This is a genomic window from Priestia aryabhattai B8W22, assembly GCF_000956595.1.
Taxonomy (GTDB): domain Bacteria; phylum Bacillota; class Bacilli; order Bacillales; family Bacillaceae_H; genus Priestia; species Priestia aryabhattai.
Genome location: NZ_JYOO01000025.1, coordinates 23,316 through 43,846, shown reverse-complemented (window position 1 = coordinate 43,846; position 20,531 = coordinate 23,316). Strand labels below are relative to the sequence as shown.

Below are 20,531 nucleotides of genomic sequence, written 5' to 3'. Positions count from 1 at the left end.
CTAATCTCTGCCCTGTGTCCCAAAATCTTTAATTTGAACACGAACATGATAATCGATGGTCGACTGGCTAAATATTTCATCCCATTCATGCTGATGTTTTTTCCAAAAATGAGGATAATGAATTCGTACGTAATCATGCAGGTCAATCACATCAGCTTTGTAGTTGTTTTGCAGTAAGCCGAGTGTTTTTTCTGCGTCTTTTCGAATGATTTTTTCTATTTTTTTTTCGGTGTTCTTTACATTAGAGGCGGTAAGAGCCTGTTTTGAAGTCTCCCAATCTTCTGATAGCCTGCCGCTTGTTTGAACGTTGATGTCAAAATGAATGGAGTGATTTGAATCAATCCTGCCCTTCACATCTTGCTGAACATCTCCAATTTCGTAGGAAAAGGGGTATGGCCCGTGTTTGCCGTAAATAATTCCGCCTTTAATATTCCCCGTTAACCACGTTAAAGCCTCCACTTGGTGCTGAGTTAAGATGAATTTTGCTTTTTTATCTTTGATGATCGCGGCACCGTCTAGTTCAACGCTATTTTTAATTTTAGAAAGCCGCTGTATTAAAAAGCTTTGATCGGTTTTTAACTTGGCTGATAGCTCTCCCATTGTTAGGGGATTTAAAATTTTATTCGTTTTGAATTTATTGTAAACAAGCTCGTAAATTAAGTTTACAGGCGGTACAGACATTCCTTGAATCGTTAAAACGTTTTTAGCATCGCCTTTTGTAACAAACGCAAGGCTGCTGCGCCGTATCTCGTTATCACGAACGAATTGATTAATAAGCGCATCCAGAGGGATGGTCTTGCTCGCTTTTTCTCCTATTAAAAGTGCTCGCTGATGCTGGCTGTATATAGGATCAGATTTCAGCGAAATATTTCGCGTGATTTCATGAATAGTAGGACCAGCTGTTGTAATGTTCTTGTATGGAATGGAAGAAGACATATTTCCGGATTCCGTTTCGGTTAAGGTTTGATGAGTCAGCACAAGCTGATTTTTTCCTGTTTTTGGTTCGATTTTCGGTGTGATATCCATTGCCACTCCTATAACAAGAGCAAGTTGTTCAATATTCCGATGGCTCATACAGCCGCATAATAAAAAAATGGTCATCATGACAGGAAGACATTTTTTCGTCATTTGAACACAACCTTTTTTATTTTCATTAACGTGCTGAAAAAAAGAGGGATAACTAAAAATGTCACTAAAAATGCCCAGCCTAATACCGTTGAAAAATGTGACACGTCGCTTGCTGTTTTGGGTGCTAACGAGCTCATAAATAAAATGGGCACAAGAAAGATAATATTGGTAGTTGATCGATTTTTGAAAATCTTTTTAAAACCTGAAACAGCCAAAAAGAAATACATTACAAAGGTTAAAAAAAACTGAAGAAGCCACACAATAAGCAGAAATAATTCAAGCCTCTCAAAGAAAATTCCTTTTACTTCATGCGTCTGAACAAATTCAATCGTAGGCCAAACGGTTGTTTTTACCTCCGGAACGGATAACGCGCCTACAACTAATACGTAAGTGATAATATATAAAAGTAAAGGAATAGAAAATCCGATAATCGAAACTTTTCGTAAGTGATTTTTATTTTTCATATGCTTCGGAAGAAATACAATGGTTTCAATCCCTAAAAAGGAAACAGAGACGGTTGTAAAGGCAGCAAGAAGCGGGCTGAATCCGTCAGCTAATACAGGCTGCAAGTTTTTTAAATCCACCATACCGATGCTAAGAGCGTATAAGGTAAGAAGGATAATGATGGTTATAGGTGTACATAGTGCCATTACTTTTCCAATAGAATCAATACCTCCCGTGATTAAATAAACGCCTGTCAAAATAAACGAAAGAATAATTAATTCAATGGGCATCGTTTCTAGTAAATAAAAATGAATCATTTCTGCCATAGCTCTTACTTCAAAGCTTGCTACAGATGTAAAATAAACGACCATAGCAAAGTTGAATATATTTCCAATCAGCTTGCCGGTTACTTCCTGTGTAAAATCAAACATACAAGTAATCGCAAAAAACTTAACCATCCAGACTAAAAAAAGAACAATTCCAATAAACAAAAGACCGTCCATAATCAGTACAATCCATCCGTCTGCATTATTTGTCTGGTTTGTAATACTGCTTGGCAGTGTTAATAAACCGACGCCAAGCATAGTTGAAGAAATAATTGAAATGGCGTAAAAATCTGAAAGAAGCTTGCTTGATTGTGATTGTTGCATATGGTCCTCCTTTTGTTAGTTTTGTTTTGATTTATTTTTAGACTGTTTTAGACTTTTGTTTGGAAGACGAACATAAGAGTCTTTCCATGCTTTTTTATTTAACGCAAAAAACGGTTTAAAGTAGGCCATACCAAAACTTTCGAGTTTGGTTAAATGGATGACGAGCACAAGAAAAAACATGGAAACGCCATATAATCCAAAAATTGCTGCAATCATCATAGATACGAAACGCAAAATTCGAAACGAAAGACCAATCCCGTACTGAGGAACGGTAAAGGACGCGATTGCCGACACAGATACAACAATAATCATCACAGAACTAACGATATGTGCTTCTACCGCTGCTTGACCAATAACAACTCCGCCTACAAGTCCAACTGTTTGTCCAACTGGAGTAGGGAGGCGCAGTCCGGCTTCGCGCAATAGTTCAAGGGTAACTTCCATGACCACCGCTTCGATAAAAGGAGAAAAAGGAACGTTTTCTCGTGTGGCTGCAATAGTAATAGCCAGCTCTGTCGGAAGCAGACCTTGGTTAAACGAAACGAGTGAAATATAAATAGCCGAAAAGAATAGGGTAATAAAAATAGACAAGTACCTTAGTAATCTTAGCAATGAACCCGCTATCCATCTTTCGTAATAATCATCGGGTGATTTCATAATCATATCGAAAGTTGTAGGCACTAAAAGGGCAAAAGGAGAACCATCTACTAAAATGGCTACTCGCCCTTCATTCACCGCAGCGAGAACACGATCTGGTCTTTCTGTATTTTGTACTTGAGGGAACGGTGAGTAAGGTGCTTCTTCTAAAAATTCTTCAATCATTCCCGAGTCTTGAATGTTATCTAAAGGAATGTCTAATAATTTCTCTCGCACTTGATTCACAATGTGAGTTTGACAGTGTTTATTATGAAAAACGATACTTGTTCGATGTTCCTTTGCATTTCCAATATAAATGTCTTCAATAACCATTTCTTCTTCGGTAGAACGCTGCCTTAAAAGACCAAGGTTTTCATCTAAGTTTTCGATAAGAGCAATTTTAGGGCCTCGCACTACTTTCTCTGTTGTAGGTTCACTTAAAGAGCGCTGTTTGGTCATAGACATATTCAGTGAGTATACCGTGGTGCTTTCGCTCATAAACAGCAAGGGCTGACCTTTAAAAAAACACGAGATCGCTTGTTTGTATGTATAGACTTCTTTGTCTTTAATGACAGAAATAAACGAATCGATGTCATCGATTGTTTGCGTTTCACTTTTCGCTTTTGTCTCAACGATATGCTGAGTAAGATTATCAAGTTTTTCTCCGTCGACTAGTCCTTGGAGATAAATAATGCATATATATTTTGTGGGAGACAGCCATAATTTTTTGGAACCAACATCTGTATTTTGACCCACCAAATCTAAAAACGTTTGAACGGTGTAGTCTGCATTGGGCTGAAATTTTGAATCGAGCATAAATAAACTCACCGCCTGTTGTGTTAATGAGCTTAGTGTTTACGATGTAAAAACGAGTTATGCGAAAAATGTGGAAGAATAGAAAAGATATGTTATGGTAAAGAAAAGAGGTGATTGTATGCTGCATTCATTTACGTTAAAAACGAACAAGCGTGACGAAATGATTGACGTAACAAGTCAGGTACAAGCAGTGATAAGAACAGAAGGATTAAAAGAAGGGACTGTAGTAGTTTACTGTCCTCATACAACCGCGGGTATAACAATTAATGAAAATGCGGATCCCGATGTAAAAACGGATATGATTCGCCGTTTTGATGAAGTATATCCTTGGGAACATGAGTTAGATCTTCATATGGAAGGAAATACGGCGGCGCATCTTAAAGCGAGCACGGTCGGCTCCTCACAGCATATCATCGTTCACGATGGGCAGCTGCTGCTAGGAACGTGGCAAGGAATTTATTTTTGCGAGTTTGATGGACCTAGGACCCGTACGTATTATGTAAAAATTTTATCTGCTCAATAACTTTTTTTCATACTTATTGTCCAACTTTTTTCTGAAAATTGTTATAAAACAAAGTTAATTTAATATAAATGTTATATAACAGTTAAAGGGAGAGATTGAACAATGGAAAAGATCGGTGCAGAACAAGAAACAGTGAAAAAAGAAAATGAAAAAACAAACTTTACATGGGTGGAAGAATACCCAACTATTTTGGACATTGTCAATGAGTATTATAGTACGTGTCGATAATGTGAAGAAGCTGGGGCAAAATTATTTTAGTTGAAGGAAGATCCGAACGCGTTTGATTCTTGCTTGAGAATCCAACGCATTCGGATTTTTTCATTGATATCGTGAACGTAGATTTCATATATGTAGACGAGGAGGCTCATCGGCCGTCCGCGGAAAGCAAAGTCTCAAACGGAAATCAATAGCGATGTAACAAGCCGTCGAGATCATTTATCTCATTTGCTCGTCTTTAGATTGAATTGATTTAGTTATGTCTTAATATCTTTTTTTAAAAAAAGATATAATAGTAGCAATTTTCCTAAAAGGTTTAATATAATAAATATTAGGGTACTGAATTGTATGAAATAAAGATAAAACGCATCGTTTCATACTATTTCCTTTTTTACCGCTAGTATAGCCTTGAAGAAAAAGCTTCATTTGATATACTAACTATACGCTTAGTCTTTAAGATAAAGATGAAGATTCATTGTCATTGTTACACGCAGTGAATGAGCTGCCTTTGCTTGGCGAAAACGTCGTACAAACAAAGACAGATAGCGAATTGTTTTGGGTGCGTTCATTTAGTTCAAAACAGGGAGGCGATTAGTCTATGTTACTTGTACGTATGGCCATGATTGGTTTCTTTTCATTAACAGCCATATCATTGTTCTCTTTTCAGTCCGTTGAAATTATCCATGCCATTATGGACTTTTTCTCATCAGCTGATAAGTACTAAAAAACGATATCTTTTTTAAATAAAAAGAGGATAACCCTTAGGGGGCTATCCTCCAAAAACCGCCCAAAAGGCGGTTTTTTTATGCTTATAGCTGTGCTCACAAACGCACTGCATTCATTTTCTGATGACAAAGTCCACGTATTTTTTAAGCTCAACATTTGTTGAAATAAGTATTTACGTACTGTTCAAACTGAAGCCAATCGTCCACGCGAGGGACATTTACTTCTTCGTTGTATGGGTAGCTCATGGCAACAGCATGGCGACCTGTAGCTTGAAAAGCCTTCAAATTATGCGGTGCATCATCAAATAGCAAGTCTCCGTATATTTTATCTTTTTGGTGTGTAAACACGATATTGTACTTTCCGATAAACGGAAGGTGTTTTTCAACCCACTGCTCTTTTTCTGTATAAGCATAGGTACGGCTGCTTGTGACAATTAAAATGGAAAACCTTTCATAAAGTCGTTTAAGAACCTCAACAGCATGAGGCAGAGGTTTTAAATGTAAAAAAAGCCCCGGCTGATCGAGGTAGTCATAAATTTTTGTGCCGCACTGCGGCTTTACATACTTTTCTGATTCCCAGCATTTTAATTTTTCAACCGATAAGCTGTCGCCATAATCTTTGTTATATTGGTTATGCCAATCCGTCATAAGATCACAAATGACAGAATCCATGTCAATTAAAAGGGTTTGCATTTATTCAACTTCCTTTACAGTATTCATCTACACGCTTGGTTTTGCAATGTAATGTGCTGCTTCTACTATACCAAATCTTTTACATACAGAAAAAGAGCAAGCCGCATCAAAATCGCACAGCTTGCCCTTTTTATCGAAACTACATTCTTTTAGCACCTAAATAGCGTTTGCTCCAATAGCTCTCCTTTAGAGAAGAGATGCTCACACCTTTAGATGAAGAGCAGTGAAGAAACTGGTTATTTCCTAAATAAATTCCTGCATGAGAAGGCCCTTTTGTATAGGTTTGAAAGAACACAATATCTCCAGCTTTTGGACTTGAGACGCGCGTTCCTTTTTGATAAATTTGAGCTACTGTACGAGGAAGCTGAACCCCACCACCATGTTTGAACGCATAGCCAATAAAGCCGCTGCAGTCAAAGCCGCTTGGCGTTGTTCCGCCCCAGCGATATCGAACGCCCATATACTGTTTTCCTTTGTTAATCACTGCGTTAGGGTTATAGCGCGCTGAGCTAGAAGACGATTTGCCCTTTGCTGAAACGCCTAGTTTAGCATACGTTCCTTTTCCGACAATACCATCTGCTGCTAGTCCGTTTTTGCGCTGAAATGATTTTACAGCAGAAGTTGTAACAGTCCCAAAGTATGTAGTTGTATTCCCTTTAAAATAACCTTTATTTTTCAACGTTTGTTGTAGTTGTTTAACATCTTGGTGATTCATGCCTTGGCGAAGCGTTTGGTCGCCTAGAGCCGCTTGGCTGACAATCGGGCTAGTAGAAACAATAACGCCAGCGAGCGTAAGAGCTGCTATTACTTTTTTCATAAAACTAGTACCCCCTGAAAATTTTTCCTGATTTAAGTAAATTCATCATATCATCTTTCGACAGTGTTCTACGTTACAATTTCATTACATATATGAAAAAAATGAAATATAACGGTGAATATAGTCGTATAAAAGCCGTAATTAAAAAGGTTCTTTAGATGTGCAATATCACTAGAAAAACTTTGAATATTTGACGGTAAATAACTAAAAGATATGAAAAAGTATGTACATTTAAAATTTAACAAAGAAATATGTTGTGAATTACTACACAAAAAGTTCGAACTCGGGTAAAATGTAGAACTATAATATAGTAGTCATGTATGTGACTTTGATGAGGTGAAAGTAATGAAAAGAATAGGTGTATTAACAAGCGGCGGAGATTCTCCAGGTATGAATCCTGCGGTTCGTGCTGTTGTGCGTAAAGCAATTCATGAAGGTATGGAAGTTTATGGTATCTTCCAAGGGTATCAAGGGTTAATAGAAGGGAATATTAAAAAGCTAGAAGTTGGAGATGTTGGTGACATCATTCAACGCGGCGGAACTATGCTTTATTCTGCAAGATGTCCAGAATTCAAAACAGAAGAAGGGCGTTTAAAAGGTATTGAAAACCTTAAGAAGCACGGTATTGAAGGCTTAGTAGTTATCGGTGGAGACGGATCATATATGGGAGCTGTAAAACTAACAGAGCTTGGTTTCCCTTGTATCGGTATTCCAGGAACAATTGATAACGACATTCCAGGAACAGATTTTACACTAGGATTTGATACGGCCCTTCATACGGTTATCGACGCAATTGATAAAATCCGTGATACGGCGACTTCTCATGAACGTACGTTTATTATTGAAGTTATGGGTCGTAATGCAGGAGACATTGCTCTTTGGTCAGGTCTTGCTGGCGGTGCGGAAACAATCCTTATCCCAGAAGCAAAAGATGAGTTCCAAGAAATGGTTGATCGTTTGAGAAAAGGACAAGAGCGCGGTAAAAAGCACAGCATTATCGTGGTAGCTGAAGGTGTAGCCAATGGTAATGAAGTAGCGAAACAGCTTCATGAAGCTGCAGGTATTGAAACGCGTGTAACAGTATTAGGACACATTCAGCGCGGTGGTTCCCCAACTGCTCAAGATCGTGTGCTAGGAAGCCGTTTCGGCGGTCGTGCAGTCGAACTTTTACTAGAAGGTAAAGGCGGCCGTGCAATCGGTATCCGTAAAAATGAAATTGTAGATTATGATATTATGGAAATTTTAGGTGAACCTCACCATATCAATGCTGATATGTACCGTTTATCTAAAGAGCTTTCAATCTAATCACAGTATTGCTGAGGCGAAACTTCTTATATTGAAGGAGTTTCGTCTTTTTTTGACTGCATCCCTGTCCCTTCGCAGTGTTTGCATGTTTTCATGTAACCGATACCAGGAATAACGGCTAGCTTTCCGAGCCCTTTGCAAAAAGTGCAAATTAATTCAAAACCAAACATTGGTTCATCCCCTCTATACACGTTTTCTTTCAGTTTATCATAAAAGTAGACAAGTAATTTTAAAAATTATAGGAATAATCAAAAAAATGATTACATTTGAACAGCGAGTGATATAGTAAAGAGAGAAAACCATTTTACAAAAGAGGAGAGGAAGCATTATGTTTAAACGGATTTTACTTGCCTCAGATGGCTCAGAGCATGCAGCTAAAGCAACAGAAAAAGCCGTTCAGCTGGCTCAGCTGACGGAAAACAGTTTTATTCAAGTTATTTATGCAGTAGAGGGTGATTCAAGATTAAAATCACTTAGCCGCGACGAGGAACGGGAAAGTCGGATACATACAACGGATGAAATTTTAAAGCAAGGAAACGTGGAGTATGAGATTACCTTTATGCACGGAGACGCGGCTAAAACAGTAATTCAATTTGCTAATCAAAATTCATTTGACCTTGTGGTAATAGGAAGCAGAGGGTTAAATCCTGTAAAAGGCATGCTGCTTGGAAGCGTTAGTTCTAAAATTGCACAGCAAGTAACGATTCCTGTACTAATTGTTAAATAGGAGAGAAATGCAATGTTAAAACAGTACAAAGAATTAAAACAGCTCATTGATGATGCTAAACACATTTGTTTCTTTACAGGAGCAGGAATGAGCACAGAGTCAGGCATACCGGACTTTCGCTCCCAAAATGGCTTATATCGCCAAAACAAAAGCTTTGTGGACATAGTAGCTGCTGACTTTTATGAACAGTATCCTCATGAATTTTGGCCGCTGTTTAAAGAGATTTTTCATATTAAAATGCTGCATCAGTATAAAGCAAATACAGGCCATCGCTTTATTGCGGAACTAGAATCAGCCAAAACCGTACATGTTATTACACAAAATATTGATGGATTGCACCAAGATGCAGGAAGCACGAACGTTTTTGAAATTCATGGCTCCATTAAACGTGCTCATTGTCCGAACTGTAAAGAAGAGTATGATTTGGCTTATTTGAATCAGTCAGCTCTCCCGCAATGTACAGTGTGTGAGCGCCTTTTAAAGCCAAATGTTGTTCTCTTTGGAGATGCTATTCATCAGTTTGATGAAGCAGTTACAGCAGCGCTGTCATCTGATTTATTTATCGTACTTGGTTCATCGCTTGAAGTAGCACCGATTAATCAGATTCCGCTGCTTGTGAGCCGGTACAATCGTACAAATATGGTGATGATTAATCAAGAACCTACGCATTACGATTATTTGTTTGATTTGGTTATCTATGATTCCATTGGACAAGTGGTCGCCAACTTATAAGCGTCTATGCATGGACATAGCGCTTTTTTAGCATTTAGTGATAAAGTGTAGGGATGTATCATATGGTGTAGTACATCATACATTCGCTAATGGATAGAAGGGATGTTTTCGCATATGAGTGTAGGCTTGAGAGTTTGTCTCTTCATTGTTGGTATTGCACTCAAAGTGACAGCTGTTTTGACTTTGATTTTTGAAATGAATCTTGTCCCTATTCACGGAAGGAGTCTCACTTATTATGCTGAAGCGATAGGTATGAAACTCCCCATTATCTGTTTTGTCCTTGGTTTTTTTTGTGCAGCAGCAAGCTTTTATTTACCTGCTAAAAATCGCCGCACCAGTAAATAGCAAGGGCAGGAGACTATCTAAAACGTTTGACTGCAAAGTTTTTAACATTTAAAATAAAGACAATAAGTCTAAAAAGAAATAGGATAATTATTCCTTATTCTTTTTAGATATACGGAAATAGAGGTGATTGGATGGGGCAGTGTACCACGTTGGCAAAGTAGCGTTATATGCACCAGTGTCAAAGCGTACAATACAGTATTATACAAACCTACATTTGCTTCACGCATATCGCTCTTTATCACATAATTGCTCTTTTAAGGCGTTAACAGACTTTAACTTTATAAAGATTGTAAACTACTAATTTTTTTATAAATGAACTGGAAGAGAGAATCAGCGCTGAAGCAACATCATGAAATGAAGCGATGTGAGCCATTGCTTCACATCTAGAACAGCTGAATAAAGAATGACCTGCTACATTAATGAGTGAAACGTGAGATAAGGAAGAAAGACTGGCAGTTTTGCTCCATATAAAAATGTTTATACATTTATCATGTGATTCCTCCTTATATGCACTTTTCCATGTGATCAGTACAGGGATAGAGTTCTTTATCCAAATTTTTTATTTTTTAGGAGGTGAGTCCTTACTCGTTTTTAAACGAGCTAAGGAACTTGATTGGACATATTTAACTTGATTTTACTAGCGGTACTGATTGCATTAACTGCTTTTTTCGTTGCTACCGAGTTTGCGATTATTCGCGTGAGGAGTTCCAAAGTGGATCAGCTTATAGCAGAAGGGAGCAGCAATGCAAAAGCTGCGAAGCAAGTTATTTCAAATTTAGATGAATACTTATCTGCGTGTCAGCTTGGGATTACGATTACTGCGCTGGGAATTGGTTGGTTAGGAGAGCCTACACTTTCGCATCTCCTGTCACCATTACTTGATCAACTAGGGATAAGCGGTGCTTTAACAAAAGTACTATCTGTTGCGATTTCTTTTGCGGTTGTTACATTTATAAATGTTGTGGTCGGAGAGCTTGCTCCGAAAACATTTGCAATTCAAAAAGCAGAGAAAGTCACTTTATTATTTGTTCGTCCGCTTATACTTTTTTATAAAGTAACCTATCCTTTCATTTGGCTATTGAACAGTTCTTCTCGTTTAATAACAGGGTTATTTGGTCTAAAGCCTGCTTCAGAAAATGAGCTTGCACACAGTGAAGAAGAGCTTCGCATCTTGTTATCAGAAAGCTATAAAAGCGGTGAAATCAATCAATCGGAGTTTAAATATGTAAGTAAAATTTTTGACTTTGATGATCGCGTTGCCAAGGAGATTATGGTGCCGCGTACGGAAGTCGTTTCAATTGATCAGGAAGATACGGTCGAATACATCCTTGATATGGTGCAAGAAGAACGATTTACCCGCTATCCGGTCATCGATGGAGATAAAGACCATATTATTGGAATGGTCAATATGAAAGAGATTTTAACCGAGATTGTTATGAACAACAGCAAGGAAAAAATAAATTTAAAACAGTATATCCGTCCTGTTATTGAAGTAATTGAATCGATTCCTATTCATGATCTATTGCTTAAGATGCAGCGTGAACGCATCCATATGGCTATTTTAATTGATGAATACGGAGGAACAGCAGGGATTGTAACAGTAGAGGATATTTTAGAGGAAATTGTCGGTGAAATTCGTGATGAATTCGATGCGGATGAACTTCCATTGATTCAGAAAGTCAAACCCGATCATTATATTGTAGATGGAAAGTTATTAGTAAGTGAGCTTAACGAGCTGCTTGGCACAACAATTGATGATACGGATGTTGATACAATTGGAGGCTGGGTCTTAACGGAAAAATATGACGTCAAGCAAGGAGAAAGCCTTAGCTTTGATCAGTATGACTTTACCGTTACGAAAATGGAAGGCCATCACATTCAATATATTGATGTGATCAAAAAACGTCAGGTGCATCAAAGTATGGATGAAGAGGTTAATGTGTCGGACATGAATCAGTCACAGGCTTTATCTTCATAATAAGAAGGCGCATTGCGAAAGAGCAGTGCGCCTTTTTTATAAAGAAAGTGTGGAGGGAAGATAACAAAGTCATATAGTGGAACTATGGGATAATATTACCGCTATGAATCTTGAAATCAATTTGCTTTAATAAAAGTATGAAAACTCTATCAAAACTTTTATTAGTAACACTGTTGTCTGTCACTCTAGCTTTTGGTCTTAATAACACTGCGCAAGCAGCAACCGTACATACCGTTCAATCGGGAGATACGATGTGGAAAATAGCAGTAAAATATCAGGTTGGCGTTTCCGAGCTGATTGAAGCGAATTCTGCTATTAAAAATCCTAATTCGATCTATCCGGGACAAAAAATTACCATACCAACAGATAAAGCAGGAAGTTCATACGAAGAGCAAGTGGTTCAGCTAGTGAATCAAGAACGTGCTAAAGTAGGGCTTAAGCCTTTAAAGTCTAATTGGGAAGTAGCTCGCGTTGCTCGCTATAAATCGCAGGATATGATTGATAAAAATTATTTCAGTCATACATCACCTACATATGGAAGTCCGTTCGACATGATGAAAAACTTTGGCATTACATACAGTACAGCAGGTGAAAATATCGCTGCTGGACAAGCAACTCCAAAAGAAGTGGTTAACGCATGGATGAATAGCGAAGGTCACCGTAAAAACATACTATCAAGTCAATTTACCGAAATCGGAGTAGGTTACGCTAAAGGCGGAAGCTACGGTCATTACTGGACTCAAATGTTCATTTCAAACTAAAAAAGAAAGGAAAAAAAGCTGACTTAGTAGTCAGCTTTTTTTAGCTTCGAGCACTTTCTAAAAATTCTTTTGGATTGCCAGAAAGCTTTCCGTCCTGCTCAACGATGAGTGTGCGCGTAGGGAAAGCAAATTCTACGCCTTCTTCTTCAAGAATGTCCATAATTTCGAAGTTTATATTTTCTTTTACATCTAAATAATCAGCAAAAACGGTTGTATTTGTAAAAAAATACAGATAAATATTTAGACTAGATTCATAGAAGCCGTCAAAATTTACAAGAATCGTTTCATTGTGAATTTCTTCGTGTTCAGTCAGCATCTTTTTAATTCTTGCCACTACGGTTTCTAACTTTTCTTTTGGTGTATTATAATTCAAGTTTAAATGAAAGGCAATTTGACGTTTCCCCATTTTAGCCCAGTTAATAATAGGTTCATTAGAAAGAGTAGCATTTGGCACTGTTACGACTGCTTGAGCGAACGTTCGAACTTTGGTGCTTCGAAACGTAATATCTTCTACAACGCCTTCAACACTCGGTGTTTTAATCCAATCTCCAATGGTAAAAGGCTTTTCGGTAATAATTACAATTCCGCCGAATAAATTACTAACGGTGTCTTTTGCGGCTAGGGCAAAAGCAAGACCACCTAAGCCAAGACCTGCTACAAAGCCGTTTACGTTAAAACCCCATTCTTCTGCGATAATGGAGATAGAAAGCATAACAACAACGATGCGGATGAACTTTTCAATAAAAGGAATGATGATTCGATCCACTTGGATATCAAAATTTTTGGCAAACGTTGCAAAAAATAAATTGGTAGAAGCAGCTAAATTATACAAACCCCATCCTGCAAGGCCAACAGAAGCTGAACGAACTAAATGTCTTTCCGTGTCGGCTGTTAAAACATCAAAGGGAAGATAGGGAAGAGCAAGCTTGAAACCAATAATCACAAATATCCAGCGCAGCGGCTTTTCAAAAGCTTCTAAAACGCTCGTAATTAAATTGATTTTTTTATTTTTGACAAAACCAATAATAAACTTAAACAAATAAGTCGTGAACAGCTTGCGAAGAATCAAAAAGATCAGAAAGATCCCAATCGCAATCACGATTTTTTTCCAATCATCCAACGATGACAGAGACTTTAAAAAATCCATACAATCCTCCTAATTACCAAAACTGTGCTACAGTTCATTTATATCCGTCATTTGAAGCATGTCTATGTAGAATGTACTGTACCCTAAATTCATTCTTTTTAAAAGCTTCTTCCCTATTAAAATAGCATAAAAATACCCGTAAATCTATTTAAGTGATAATTATGAATATATCTCTCTTTAGTAAAAGAGACAGACAATAGTTTGAACATAAGTTGTATAATAAATAGGTGATATTATAAACGTTAATTTATCTTATTATTTATTTAAAACGTTCGTTGGAGGGAGAAGCTTTGTTAAGTCAATTAAATAAAATGCTAGAAAAATTGATGCCGTTTATTACGCCGGTCAGCTTGCTCGTAGGAGTTCTTGTCGGTTCGTCATTAAGTCATTATACTTTTTTAATTCCATGGCTTTTTGCATTAATGACGTTTGCCGGAAGTTTAAACTCAAATTTTCAGCAGTTAAACGCCACCATACACCGTCCATTTCCAATCTTTATGGCCCTGTTTGTTTTACATATTTTTATGCCAGCGTGGGCTTGGAGCGTTGGTCAAGTGATTTTTCCGCATGATGTATTTACAAGCACGGGCCTTTTACTAGCAGCGATTATTCCAACAGGAGTGACTAGTTTTATATGGGTCTCGATTTACAAAGGAAGCATTCCTCTTGCGCTATCCATTATTTTAATTGATACTCTTTTAGCGCCGCTTATCGTTCCTTATACGCTTTTATTGGTGGTTGGAGACACCGTGCATTTGGAAGCGCTAAAGTTAGTCAAAGATTTATGTTTTATGATTGTCCTTCCATCCCTGTTAGGCATGTGCTTAAATCAATATACAAAAGGAACAATTAAGCAGACATTAGGACCAAAGCTGGCACCTGTTTCGAAAATAGGGTTAAGTGTGATGGTTATGATAAATGGGGGAGTAATTGCACCTTATTTAAAACATATTGATAAAAAACTGCTGTTTATTATCGTAATCGTCTTTTTAATGAGTTCAGCTGGTTATTTCTTCAGCTGGATGATTGGCAAATGGCTAAGGTGGGACCGAGCAAAAGTTGTGACGCTTACGTTTTGCGGAGGCATGAGAAATATTAGCGCCGGAGCCGTATTAGCGGTATCTTATTTTCCAGCTCCCGTTGCTGTACCCGTCGTACTAGGGATGTTATTTCAGCAGGTATTAGCTGCTTTATCAGGGCGTTTAGTTCAAAATTATTACCAGAAAAAAGACGCTGAATTTGTTTCATTAAAATAAATGGAAGAATAAGGGGATAAACTACATTAATCATAAAATAAGCACTCTTTTTTAACGATCAGAGATAAGGTGCTTTTACACTTGTTGCGTTCAAGATAATGAGATGATTAGAAAAAGGTACGATGTGGCATACTAGAAAGAAAAAGGTCGGATATTCTTGCTTATCAATATAGCGCTGGCATTTGTTTTACCTTGGGTTTTTGGCACCCTCTATTTACATCCTAGAAATCGTCGTTTACTGCCTTTAGTAGGAACTGCTTTTTGCATTTTAGCAATCGTTATCAATGAATTAGGAAGCTATTATGGCTTTTGGAAACTGCGGACTTCTTTAGAAAATGAAGCATTAGAAGCGCTGCCTTTTAATTTAGGTGTCTATCCTGTATTGGCCAGCTATATGATTTTTTTAATCCAGCGAATAGGAAAGCCTCATTTTTTTATTTTTCTTATTGCGCTGCTTACAACATTTTTAGAAGGAACGTATATGTATATGGAAAGAATTATATACGGAAACGGATGGAATCTCGGCTGGACATTTTTTTCCTACTGGATTCCGTACAGCGTGATTTATTTATACTATAGGTATTTGGTTAGTCTTAGACTGCTTCATTAGAAGAAAAAAAGAAGTAAATTTGCACAATAAAAAAAGCCGTGAATATTCACGCTTTTTTTTATTAGATCGCTTCTTTCGAGCTAGATTTATCTTTTGAATGATCCCATGCATCAATATTATCAAGTCCAGAAATGCTGTCTTGATAGAAGACAGGGTCTTTTCCAGCTTTCTTTTGGGCAAGATAATCTTTGAGTGCGGCAAAGGCCACTTTTGAGAGCAAGAGAATGGCGATTAAGTTGACTACTACCATAAAGCCCATAAACAGGTCTGCTAGATCCCAGACAAGCTGAATTTGAGAAATAGAACCAAACACAATCATTGCAAGTACAGCAACACGATAAGTCATCAGCCAAGCTTTATTTGTGTTCAAGAACTCAATATTTGTTTCTCCGTAGTAGTAGTTACCAATTAATGTACTAAAAGCAAATAGGAAAATCATAATCGCAAGAGCGCCTGCTGCCCAAGAACCAATGTGAGTGCTTAAAGCAGCTTGTGTTAACTCAATACCGCTTAAATTTTTATTTGTGTAAGCACCTGAAAGTAAAATGATAAAGGCAGTGCTACTACAAATAATAAGCGTATCGGTTAATACACCAAAGGCTTGAATCAATCCTTGTTTTACCGGGTGGCTTGTTGTTGCAGCAGCTGCGGCGTTTGGCGCGCTACCCATACCCGCTTCGTTTGAGAACAATCCGCGTTTAATTCCTTGCATAAGAGCTGCTCCAAGAGAACCGCCGGCAATTTGCTCGAAACCAAATGCATTTTTTACGATTAACGCAATAAGAGAAGGCATCTCTTGAATGTTCATAATAATAATAAAGAGTGCTACGCCAATGTAGGCAACAGCCAGTACTACCACAATATATTCTGACATTTTTGCAATACGCTTAACTCCGCCAAAAATAATGGCAGCGAAAGCCACTGTCATAATAATTCCTAACACTAGACGATTTGTTCCGAACGCATTTTCAAACGCAAGGGTAATCGTGTTTGATTGTACAGCATTAAAAATTAAGCCGAAGGATAAAGTGATTAAGATGGCAAAAAGTCCGCCCATCCAGCGCTTTTTTAACCCTTTTTCCATATAGTAAGCCGGTCCGCCTCGGAAGCCCCCGTCTTTGTCTTTTACTTTGTATATTTGTGCTAACGTACTCTCGATAAATGCTGAAGCTGAACCAATAACGGCCAGCACCCACATCCAAAATACGGCACCAGGTCCCCCTAAAGCGATCGCAATCGCAATACCTGTAATGTTCCCCGTACCAACGCGGGCTGCCATACTGATACAAAACGCTTGGAATGGAGAAATTCCGTCTTTAGAAGAGCTATCCGCACCTTCTTTTAATACACGAATCATTTCTCTTAATAACCGAATTTGTAAAAACTTTGACCTGAATGTAAAAAACAAACCAAATGCAATCAGCATCGCAATCAGTAAGTAGGACCAAAGAAATTCGTTGATTGAACTAACAAAACCTTGAACTACTTCTTGCATAGTTTCACCTCTTCATGAATTATACTAGAATAATAATAAAAAACGTGAATTTATAGAATTTTCCCTCTATTTAGATAGATCTCTCTATTTCCCCGCTGTTTTTCTTCATTATCCTTGTCGAATCTTGTTGCTAAATCTAAACCTTATATATATATAAAATAATAATTTTGGTCTTTTGTCAACTAACCTCACATGGAAAAATAGGGTGATATGACAAATGAAGCAGGTATGAAAAGGCGATAACAGCAGGGATGAAAGAAATTTCATTTTGTTTTACTTAATTGTTGCTAGAAAATAAAAGTTTTAGGCCAAGTACGCCAAAAACCGTTCCTTTTACATATTTTAATGTGTGCTGAAAGATGCGGCTCTTTTTGACTTTTTTCCCAAGGCCAGAAGCAAATAGCGCAATAAGTGAAAAGATGATGAGCGTTTCGGCGATAAAGATGATACCAAACAAAATCATCTGCAAACTTACATGTCCAAGAGACGAATTGACAAACTGCGGTAAGAACGTAATGAAGAAAATAGCTACTTTTGGATTGGTTAAGTTGCTAACAAATCCTTTTCTAAAGTGATGGTGCTGCTGAACGTTTTCTGTTAATTCCAACGGACCGCTTTTTTCGCGAAACGATTGGTATGCTAAAAACAGCAGGTACAGAACACCTACAACCTTTAGAATTGTAAAGGCAATAATTGATTTTTGAAAGATAATAGATAGCCCCACTGCGGCTAAAAGAGTATGTACGAATGTTCCCGTAATAGATCCCAATACGGTTTTGATGCCTGCTTTGACGCCTGAAGCAATACTTTGTGTCATTACAAAAATCATGTCTTGTCCTGGTATTAAGACAATGATAAGTGACACTGCTATGTAAGGTATAAGCCAAGAAAATGTCATGATGATCCCCTCCCAACAGAATTTTAACCATTTCGACAAAAAGTTCTCAAGAGTGTGTGCTAATGAATTAATAGATTAATGGAGTAAAGTTAGGAAGGTGTAAAAGCGTAAAAAGAGGTTATTCTCCTTAATAAAAATCAATAAAAGGTGTAGGAAAAAAATAGGTGGTGTTGTATAATAATTCGATATACTTAATTTTTATAGAAAGAGGGTAAAAATTTATGAAGTACTGTTTAGCACAGCCGGAGGACGCTGCTACAGTTCACGATCTTATGCTGCAAGCCTTCTCCGTCTATCGCGATTCTGTCCCACCATCCAGTGCTCTTGATGAGACAATGGAATCTATTATGCAATCATTAAAGCACGAAAAAGAAGCTGTCATTTTATCCGTCGAAAATAAGCCGGTAGCGATGGCGCGTTTTACGCTAGAAGAAACGAGCTTATATTTTTACCGCCTGTCTGTTATTCCTGCTTTTCAAGGGAAAGGAATAGGTAAACAGCTTATTCAATGGTTAGAGACATACGCCAAAGAGTGTGGTAAGGAAAGTTTAACATGCAAGGTGAGAATGAATATTTCTCGCAATATAGCTTTGTATGAATCAATCGGCTTTTACATAGAAGAACAAGAAATTGTACATAGAGACGGAGTGGATATTCCTGTAGTAAATATGAAAAAAGACGGTCTAAAAGGAGTAATGGCATGAATAAATCAACTCTTCCTTTACCGCCGGCATTATTTCTTTTAGTAGGTGTATTAGCCGTGTCCTTTTCTTCTATTTTAATTAAATGGTCGGACGCACCTGCTTCTATTTTAGGGATGTATAGGCTGCTGTTTACGGTCTTTCTATTCTTGCCGTTTCTACCCTGGAGGAAAATGAAAATTCTTTTTAAAAACAGCACGGTAAAAGAATGGCTAATGCTAGTTGTATCAGGCGTATTTTTAGGGCTTCACTTTTTGTTTTGGATGGAGTCTTTTTCACATACAACAGTTGCTAGCGCGATGATTTTGACTGCGCTTGAGCCGGTCTTCGTGGTGATAGGAGCTTATTTTTTATTTAAAGAAAAAACCAGCAAAGTAGGAATCATCAGCATTTTAATTGCTGTTAGCGGCTCGATGATTATCGCATCGGGAGATATCGGCGTATCTAAAACGGCTCTTTATGGAGACTTGCTTTCTGTTTTAGGTACAGTGGCTGTTTCTGTTCATATGCTGGCAGGGCAAGACCTGTGCAGGAAAATGCCTCCAATCATCTATAGTTTCGCCGTTTTTTTAATCGGTGGACTGGTTCTATTTGTCTACAATATTTGTACAAACGTATCGCTGACTCAGTATGACACAAAGGACTGGTGGATCTTTTTGCTGTTAGCACTTATTCCTAATATTTTTGGTCATGCCTTATTTAACTGGCTGTTAAAGTATGTAGGTGCTACAACGATTTCAATGGCTATTTTAGGCGAGCCAATTGGCGCCATCATTCTCGCTTATTTCTTACTTGGAGAAATGACCACCGCTTCTCAGCTAGTGGGAGGAATGATTGTGATGATTAGTGTAATGATCTTCTTAAAGTACAAAGCAGCAGAGCCGGAAAAAGTCATAGCTCTTCAAGAGAAGTCGAATATTACCTAATGGGATAGGCAAGCAGCACCCGAGTATGATACAGTTTATTTATCATTATTTACCATTTGATAAAAAAGCTTTTATTAAATTACATAAAGCAGGTGTAAATATGCTGAAAAAACTAACGGACCACATTTATTACTTTCCTCACTCTAAAGAAACGGATCGACCTGTCCTCGGGCTTATATGCGGGGAGAAGTATAGTTTCGTCGTCGACGCTGGGAATTCTCCTGCGCATGCATCAGCCTTTCTAGAAGAAGTGGAAAAACTGGGGGCCCCTCCAATCAAAGGAGTAGCTATTACGCATTGGCACTGGGATCATACATTTGGCATTCATGCAATGAACAAGTATACAATCAGCCATCATTTAACTAAGAAGAAGCTGGCCTATTTAAAGACACTGCGCTGGGACGATGATTCCTTGGATAAACGCGTCCAGGAGGGTGAGGAAATCGAATTTTGCCGGGATATGATAAAGAAAGAAATGCCATGTCGAGAGACGTTAATTTTACAGGAACCGGACGTAACGTTTCATCATCATATGGAAGTTGACCTAGGTGGAATCACTTGTTGCATTCAGCATATTGGAGGGGTACACGCCAAGGACTCGTCCGTTGTCTACGTCCCCCAAGAAAAAGTACTGTTTTTAGGTGATTGTCTATGTCCAGATTTTTATAGCGGTGACTGGAGTTATGATAAAGAAGACCTTGAGCGGATTCAGAGAGAACTTCAAAAATATGATGCGCAGTATTATCTTTCATCTCATTTTGACCCTGAAACTTCTGAGGAACTTTGGCGAGACTTAAATCAATTGAGTGCGATTGGAGAAATTGTAGAAAATGAAGTCGATTTAGAAAAAGCATGTTTTCAGTTTGAATGTGAAACGTATAAGAAGCCAACAAATGAGCAAAAAGAGAGAATACAGTATTTCGTTAATGGAAATGTCAAACGCAAAAGCAGAGAACTGTTTTGATAGTTTATGCATAATGGTAAATAAGCCCGCCTGCTCAT

Annotated in this window: 23 protein-coding genes; 14 read left to right on the top strand and 9 right to left on the bottom strand. The window is 37.8% G+C overall.

Annotated elements, in window-relative coordinates; all coding sequences use genetic code 11:
* From N178_RS18485 to N178_RS18475, 3 genes are read right to left on the bottom strand one after another with little or no spacing between them, the layout of a single operon-like run.
* Positions 1-1,128 carry a Ger(x)C family spore germination protein gene (locus tag N178_RS18485; protein WP_045293960.1) on the bottom strand — a complete coding sequence of 376 codons (1,128 nt, stop codon included), beginning with the start codon at positions 1,126-1,128 and terminating at the stop codon, positions 1-3.
* The gene (locus tag N178_RS18480; protein ID WP_045293959.1) at positions 1,125-2,222 is read right to left on the bottom strand and encodes a GerAB/ArcD/ProY family transporter; all 1,098 of its coding nucleotides are present in this window, start codon (positions 2,220-2,222) and stop codon (positions 1,125-1,127) included. Before N178_RS18480 ends, N178_RS18485 begins: the two co-directional genes overlap by 4 nt.
* 15 nt (positions 2,223-2,237) lie before the next feature.
* Entirely contained in the window at positions 2,238-3,674 is a 1,437-nt protein-coding gene (locus N178_RS18475) for a spore germination protein (RefSeq protein ID WP_045293958.1), read from the bottom strand.
* 118 nt (positions 3,675-3,792) lie between these two features.
* On the opposite strand from N178_RS18475, the gene N178_RS18470 reads away from it, so the two are divergent.
* From N178_RS18470 to N178_RS27895, 3 genes are all read left to right on the top strand, one after another.
* Entirely contained in the window at positions 3,793-4,197 is a 405-nt protein-coding gene (locus N178_RS18470; RefSeq protein ID WP_045293957.1) for a secondary thiamine-phosphate synthase enzyme YjbQ, read from the top strand.
* Positions 4,198-4,299: 102 nt separating this feature from the next.
* The gene (locus N178_RS27900; protein WP_016765283.1) at positions 4,300-4,425 is read left to right on the top strand and encodes a hypothetical protein; all 126 of its coding nucleotides are present in this window, start codon (positions 4,300-4,302) and stop codon (positions 4,423-4,425) included.
* 586 nt (positions 4,426-5,011) lie between these two features.
* Positions 5,012-5,137 carry a hypothetical protein gene (locus N178_RS27895; protein ID WP_013058681.1) on the top strand — a complete coding sequence of 42 codons (126 nt, stop codon included), beginning with the start codon at positions 5,012-5,014 and terminating at the stop codon, positions 5,135-5,137.
* Between the two features lie 151 nt (positions 5,138-5,288).
* Here the strand turns inward: N178_RS27895 and N178_RS18465 are convergent, their stop codons facing one another.
* Both N178_RS18465 and N178_RS18460 read right to left on the bottom strand, forming a co-directional pair.
* Positions 5,289-5,831 (bottom strand): 5' nucleotidase, NT5C type, encoded by a 543-nt coding sequence (locus tag N178_RS18465; protein WP_045293956.1) that lies wholly within the window; start codon positions 5,829-5,831, stop codon positions 5,289-5,291.
* A gap of 139 nt (positions 5,832-5,970) precedes the next feature.
* The gene (locus N178_RS18460) at positions 5,971-6,648 is read right to left on the bottom strand and encodes a C40 family peptidase (protein WP_013058679.1); all 678 of its coding nucleotides are present in this window, start codon (positions 6,646-6,648) and stop codon (positions 5,971-5,973) included.
* A gap of 345 nt (positions 6,649-6,993) precedes the next feature.
* Between N178_RS18460 and pfkA the strand changes: the two genes are divergently transcribed.
* Positions 6,994-7,953, top strand: a complete 960-nt coding sequence (pfkA, locus tag N178_RS18455) for a 6-phosphofructokinase (protein ID WP_028415086.1) — start codon at positions 6,994-6,996, stop codon at positions 7,951-7,953.
* Between the two features lie 26 nt (positions 7,954-7,979).
* On the opposite strand, the gene N178_RS27195 is transcribed toward pfkA, so the two are convergent.
* Complete coding sequence (locus N178_RS27195; RefSeq protein WP_013058677.1) at positions 7,980-8,123, bottom strand: hypothetical protein; 144 nt, start codon at positions 8,121-8,123, stop codon at positions 7,980-7,982.
* Positions 8,124-8,281: 158 nt separating this feature from the next.
* Here N178_RS27195 and N178_RS18450 point away from each other — a divergent pair, with 158 nt between their 5' ends.
* The 5 genes from N178_RS18450 (at position 8,282) to safA (ending at position 12,496) form a co-directional block, all read left to right on the top strand.
* Positions 8,282-8,680, top strand: coding sequence for a universal stress protein (locus N178_RS18450; RefSeq protein WP_013058676.1), 399 nt, complete (start codon positions 8,282-8,284; stop codon positions 8,678-8,680).
* 12 nt (positions 8,681-8,692) lie between these two features.
* Positions 8,693-9,412 (top strand): NAD-dependent protein deacylase, encoded by a 720-nt coding sequence (locus N178_RS18445; protein ID WP_045293955.1) that lies wholly within the window; start codon positions 8,693-8,695, stop codon positions 9,410-9,412.
* A gap of 114 nt (positions 9,413-9,526) precedes the next feature.
* Positions 9,527-9,757 carry a YuzI family membrane protein gene (locus N178_RS18440; protein ID WP_045293954.1) on the top strand — a complete coding sequence of 77 codons (231 nt, stop codon included), beginning with the start codon at positions 9,527-9,529 and terminating at the stop codon, positions 9,755-9,757.
* 613 nt (positions 9,758-10,370) lie between these two features.
* On the top strand, positions 10,371-11,735 hold the full coding sequence (locus N178_RS18435; protein ID WP_045293953.1) for a hemolysin family protein: 1,365 nt from the start codon (positions 10,371-10,373) through the stop codon (positions 11,733-11,735).
* Positions 11,736-11,872: 137 nt separating this feature from the next.
* A complete protein-coding gene (gene safA / locus N178_RS18430; RefSeq protein ID WP_078082276.1) occupies positions 11,873-12,496 on the top strand; it encodes a SafA/ExsA family spore coat assembly protein in 624 nt (207 codons plus the stop codon).
* Positions 12,497-12,536: 40 nt separating this feature from the next.
* Here the strand turns inward: safA and N178_RS18425 are convergent, their stop codons facing one another.
* Positions 12,537-13,643: a mechanosensitive ion channel family protein gene (locus N178_RS18425; protein ID WP_025750169.1), complete on the bottom strand. Its 1,107-nt coding sequence runs from the start codon at positions 13,641-13,643 to the stop codon at positions 12,537-12,539.
* 290 nt (positions 13,644-13,933) lie between these two features.
* Between N178_RS18425 and N178_RS18420 the strand changes: the two genes are divergently transcribed.
* Complete coding sequence (locus tag N178_RS18420) at positions 13,934-14,899, top strand: bile acid:sodium symporter family protein (RefSeq protein WP_045293952.1); 966 nt, start codon at positions 13,934-13,936, stop codon at positions 14,897-14,899.
* 157 nt (positions 14,900-15,056) lie between these two features.
* Positions 15,057-15,509, top strand: a complete 453-nt coding sequence (locus N178_RS18415; protein WP_045293951.1) for a CBO0543 family protein — start codon at positions 15,057-15,059, stop codon at positions 15,507-15,509.
* Positions 15,510-15,570: 61 nt separating this feature from the next.
* On the opposite strand, the gene N178_RS18410 is transcribed toward N178_RS18415, so the two are convergent.
* Both N178_RS18410 and N178_RS18405 read right to left on the bottom strand, forming a co-directional pair.
* A complete protein-coding gene (locus N178_RS18410) occupies positions 15,571-17,004 on the bottom strand; it encodes an alanine/glycine:cation symporter family protein (RefSeq protein ID WP_045293950.1) in 1,434 nt (477 codons plus the stop codon).
* A gap of 277 nt (positions 17,005-17,281) precedes the next feature.
* Positions 17,282-17,902 (bottom strand): LysE family translocator, encoded by a 621-nt coding sequence (locus N178_RS18405; RefSeq protein WP_013058667.1) that lies wholly within the window; start codon positions 17,900-17,902, stop codon positions 17,282-17,284.
* A 221-nt stretch (positions 17,903-18,123) separates the two neighbouring features.
* Between N178_RS18405 and N178_RS18400 the strand changes: the two genes are divergently transcribed.
* From N178_RS18400 to N178_RS18390, 3 genes are read left to right on the top strand one after another with little or no spacing between them, the layout of a single operon-like run.
* Positions 18,124-18,606 carry a GNAT family N-acetyltransferase gene (locus tag N178_RS18400; RefSeq protein ID WP_045293949.1) on the top strand — a complete coding sequence of 161 codons (483 nt, stop codon included), beginning with the start codon at positions 18,124-18,126 and terminating at the stop codon, positions 18,604-18,606.
* Positions 18,603-19,529 carry a DMT family transporter gene (locus tag N178_RS18395; protein ID WP_045293948.1) on the top strand — a complete coding sequence of 309 codons (927 nt, stop codon included), beginning with the start codon at positions 18,603-18,605 and terminating at the stop codon, positions 19,527-19,529. The genes N178_RS18400 and N178_RS18395 overlap by 4 nt, the downstream gene beginning before the upstream one ends.
* Positions 19,530-19,554: 25 nt before the next feature.
* Positions 19,555-20,493 (top strand): MBL fold metallo-hydrolase, encoded by a 939-nt coding sequence (locus N178_RS18390; RefSeq protein ID WP_045293947.1) that lies wholly within the window; start codon positions 19,555-19,557, stop codon positions 20,491-20,493.
* The last annotated feature ends 38 nt before the right edge of the window (positions 20,494-20,531 follow it).

Coding starts and splice junctions, on each gene's coding strand:
- N178_RS18485 (WP_045293960.1), bottom strand. CDS start 1,128: ATGACGAAAAAATGTCTTCCTGTCATGATGACCATTTTTTTATTATGC.
- N178_RS18480 (WP_045293959.1), bottom strand. CDS start 2,222: ATGCAACAATCACAATCAAGCAAGCTTCTTTCAGATTTTTACGCCATT.
- N178_RS18475 (WP_045293958.1), bottom strand. CDS start 3,674: ATGCTCGATTCAAAATTTCAGCCCAATGCAGACTACACCGTTCAAACG.
- N178_RS18470 (WP_045293957.1), top strand. CDS start 3,793: ATGCTGCATTCATTTACGTTAAAAACGAACAAGCGTGACGAAATGATT.
- N178_RS27900 (WP_016765283.1), top strand. CDS start 4,300: ATGGAAAAGATCGGTGCAGAACAAGAAACAGTGAAAAAAGAAAATGAA.
- N178_RS27895 (WP_013058681.1), top strand. CDS start 5,012: ATGTTACTTGTACGTATGGCCATGATTGGTTTCTTTTCATTAACAGCC.
- N178_RS18465 (WP_045293956.1), bottom strand. CDS start 5,831: ATGCAAACCCTTTTAATTGACATGGATTCTGTCATTTGTGATCTTATG.
- N178_RS18460 (WP_013058679.1), bottom strand. CDS start 6,648: ATGAAAAAAGTAATAGCAGCTCTTACGCTCGCTGGCGTTATTGTTTCT.
- pfkA (WP_028415086.1), top strand. CDS start 6,994: ATGAAAAGAATAGGTGTATTAACAAGCGGCGGAGATTCTCCAGGTATG.
- N178_RS27195 (WP_013058677.1), bottom strand. CDS start 8,123: ATGTTTGGTTTTGAATTAATTTGCACTTTTTGCAAAGGGCTCGGAAAG.
- N178_RS18450 (WP_013058676.1), top strand. CDS start 8,282: ATGTTTAAACGGATTTTACTTGCCTCAGATGGCTCAGAGCATGCAGCT.
- N178_RS18445 (WP_045293955.1), top strand. CDS start 8,693: ATGTTAAAACAGTACAAAGAATTAAAACAGCTCATTGATGATGCTAAA.
- N178_RS18440 (WP_045293954.1), top strand. CDS start 9,527: ATGAGTGTAGGCTTGAGAGTTTGTCTCTTCATTGTTGGTATTGCACTC.
- safA (WP_078082276.1), top strand. CDS start 11,873: ATGAAAACTCTATCAAAACTTTTATTAGTAACACTGTTGTCTGTCACT.
- N178_RS18425 (WP_025750169.1), bottom strand. CDS start 13,643: ATGGATTTTTTAAAGTCTCTGTCATCGTTGGATGATTGGAAAAAAATC.
- N178_RS18410 (WP_045293950.1), bottom strand. CDS start 17,004: ATGCAAGAAGTAGTTCAAGGTTTTGTTAGTTCAATCAACGAATTTCTT.
- N178_RS18405 (WP_013058667.1), bottom strand. CDS start 17,902: ATGACATTTTCTTGGCTTATACCTTACATAGCAGTGTCACTTATCATT.
- N178_RS18400 (WP_045293949.1), top strand. CDS start 18,124: ATGAAGTACTGTTTAGCACAGCCGGAGGACGCTGCTACAGTTCACGAT.
- N178_RS18395 (WP_045293948.1), top strand. CDS start 18,603: ATGAATAAATCAACTCTTCCTTTACCGCCGGCATTATTTCTTTTAGTA.
- N178_RS18390 (WP_045293947.1), top strand. CDS start 19,555: ATGATACAGTTTATTTATCATTATTTACCATTTGATAAAAAAGCTTTT.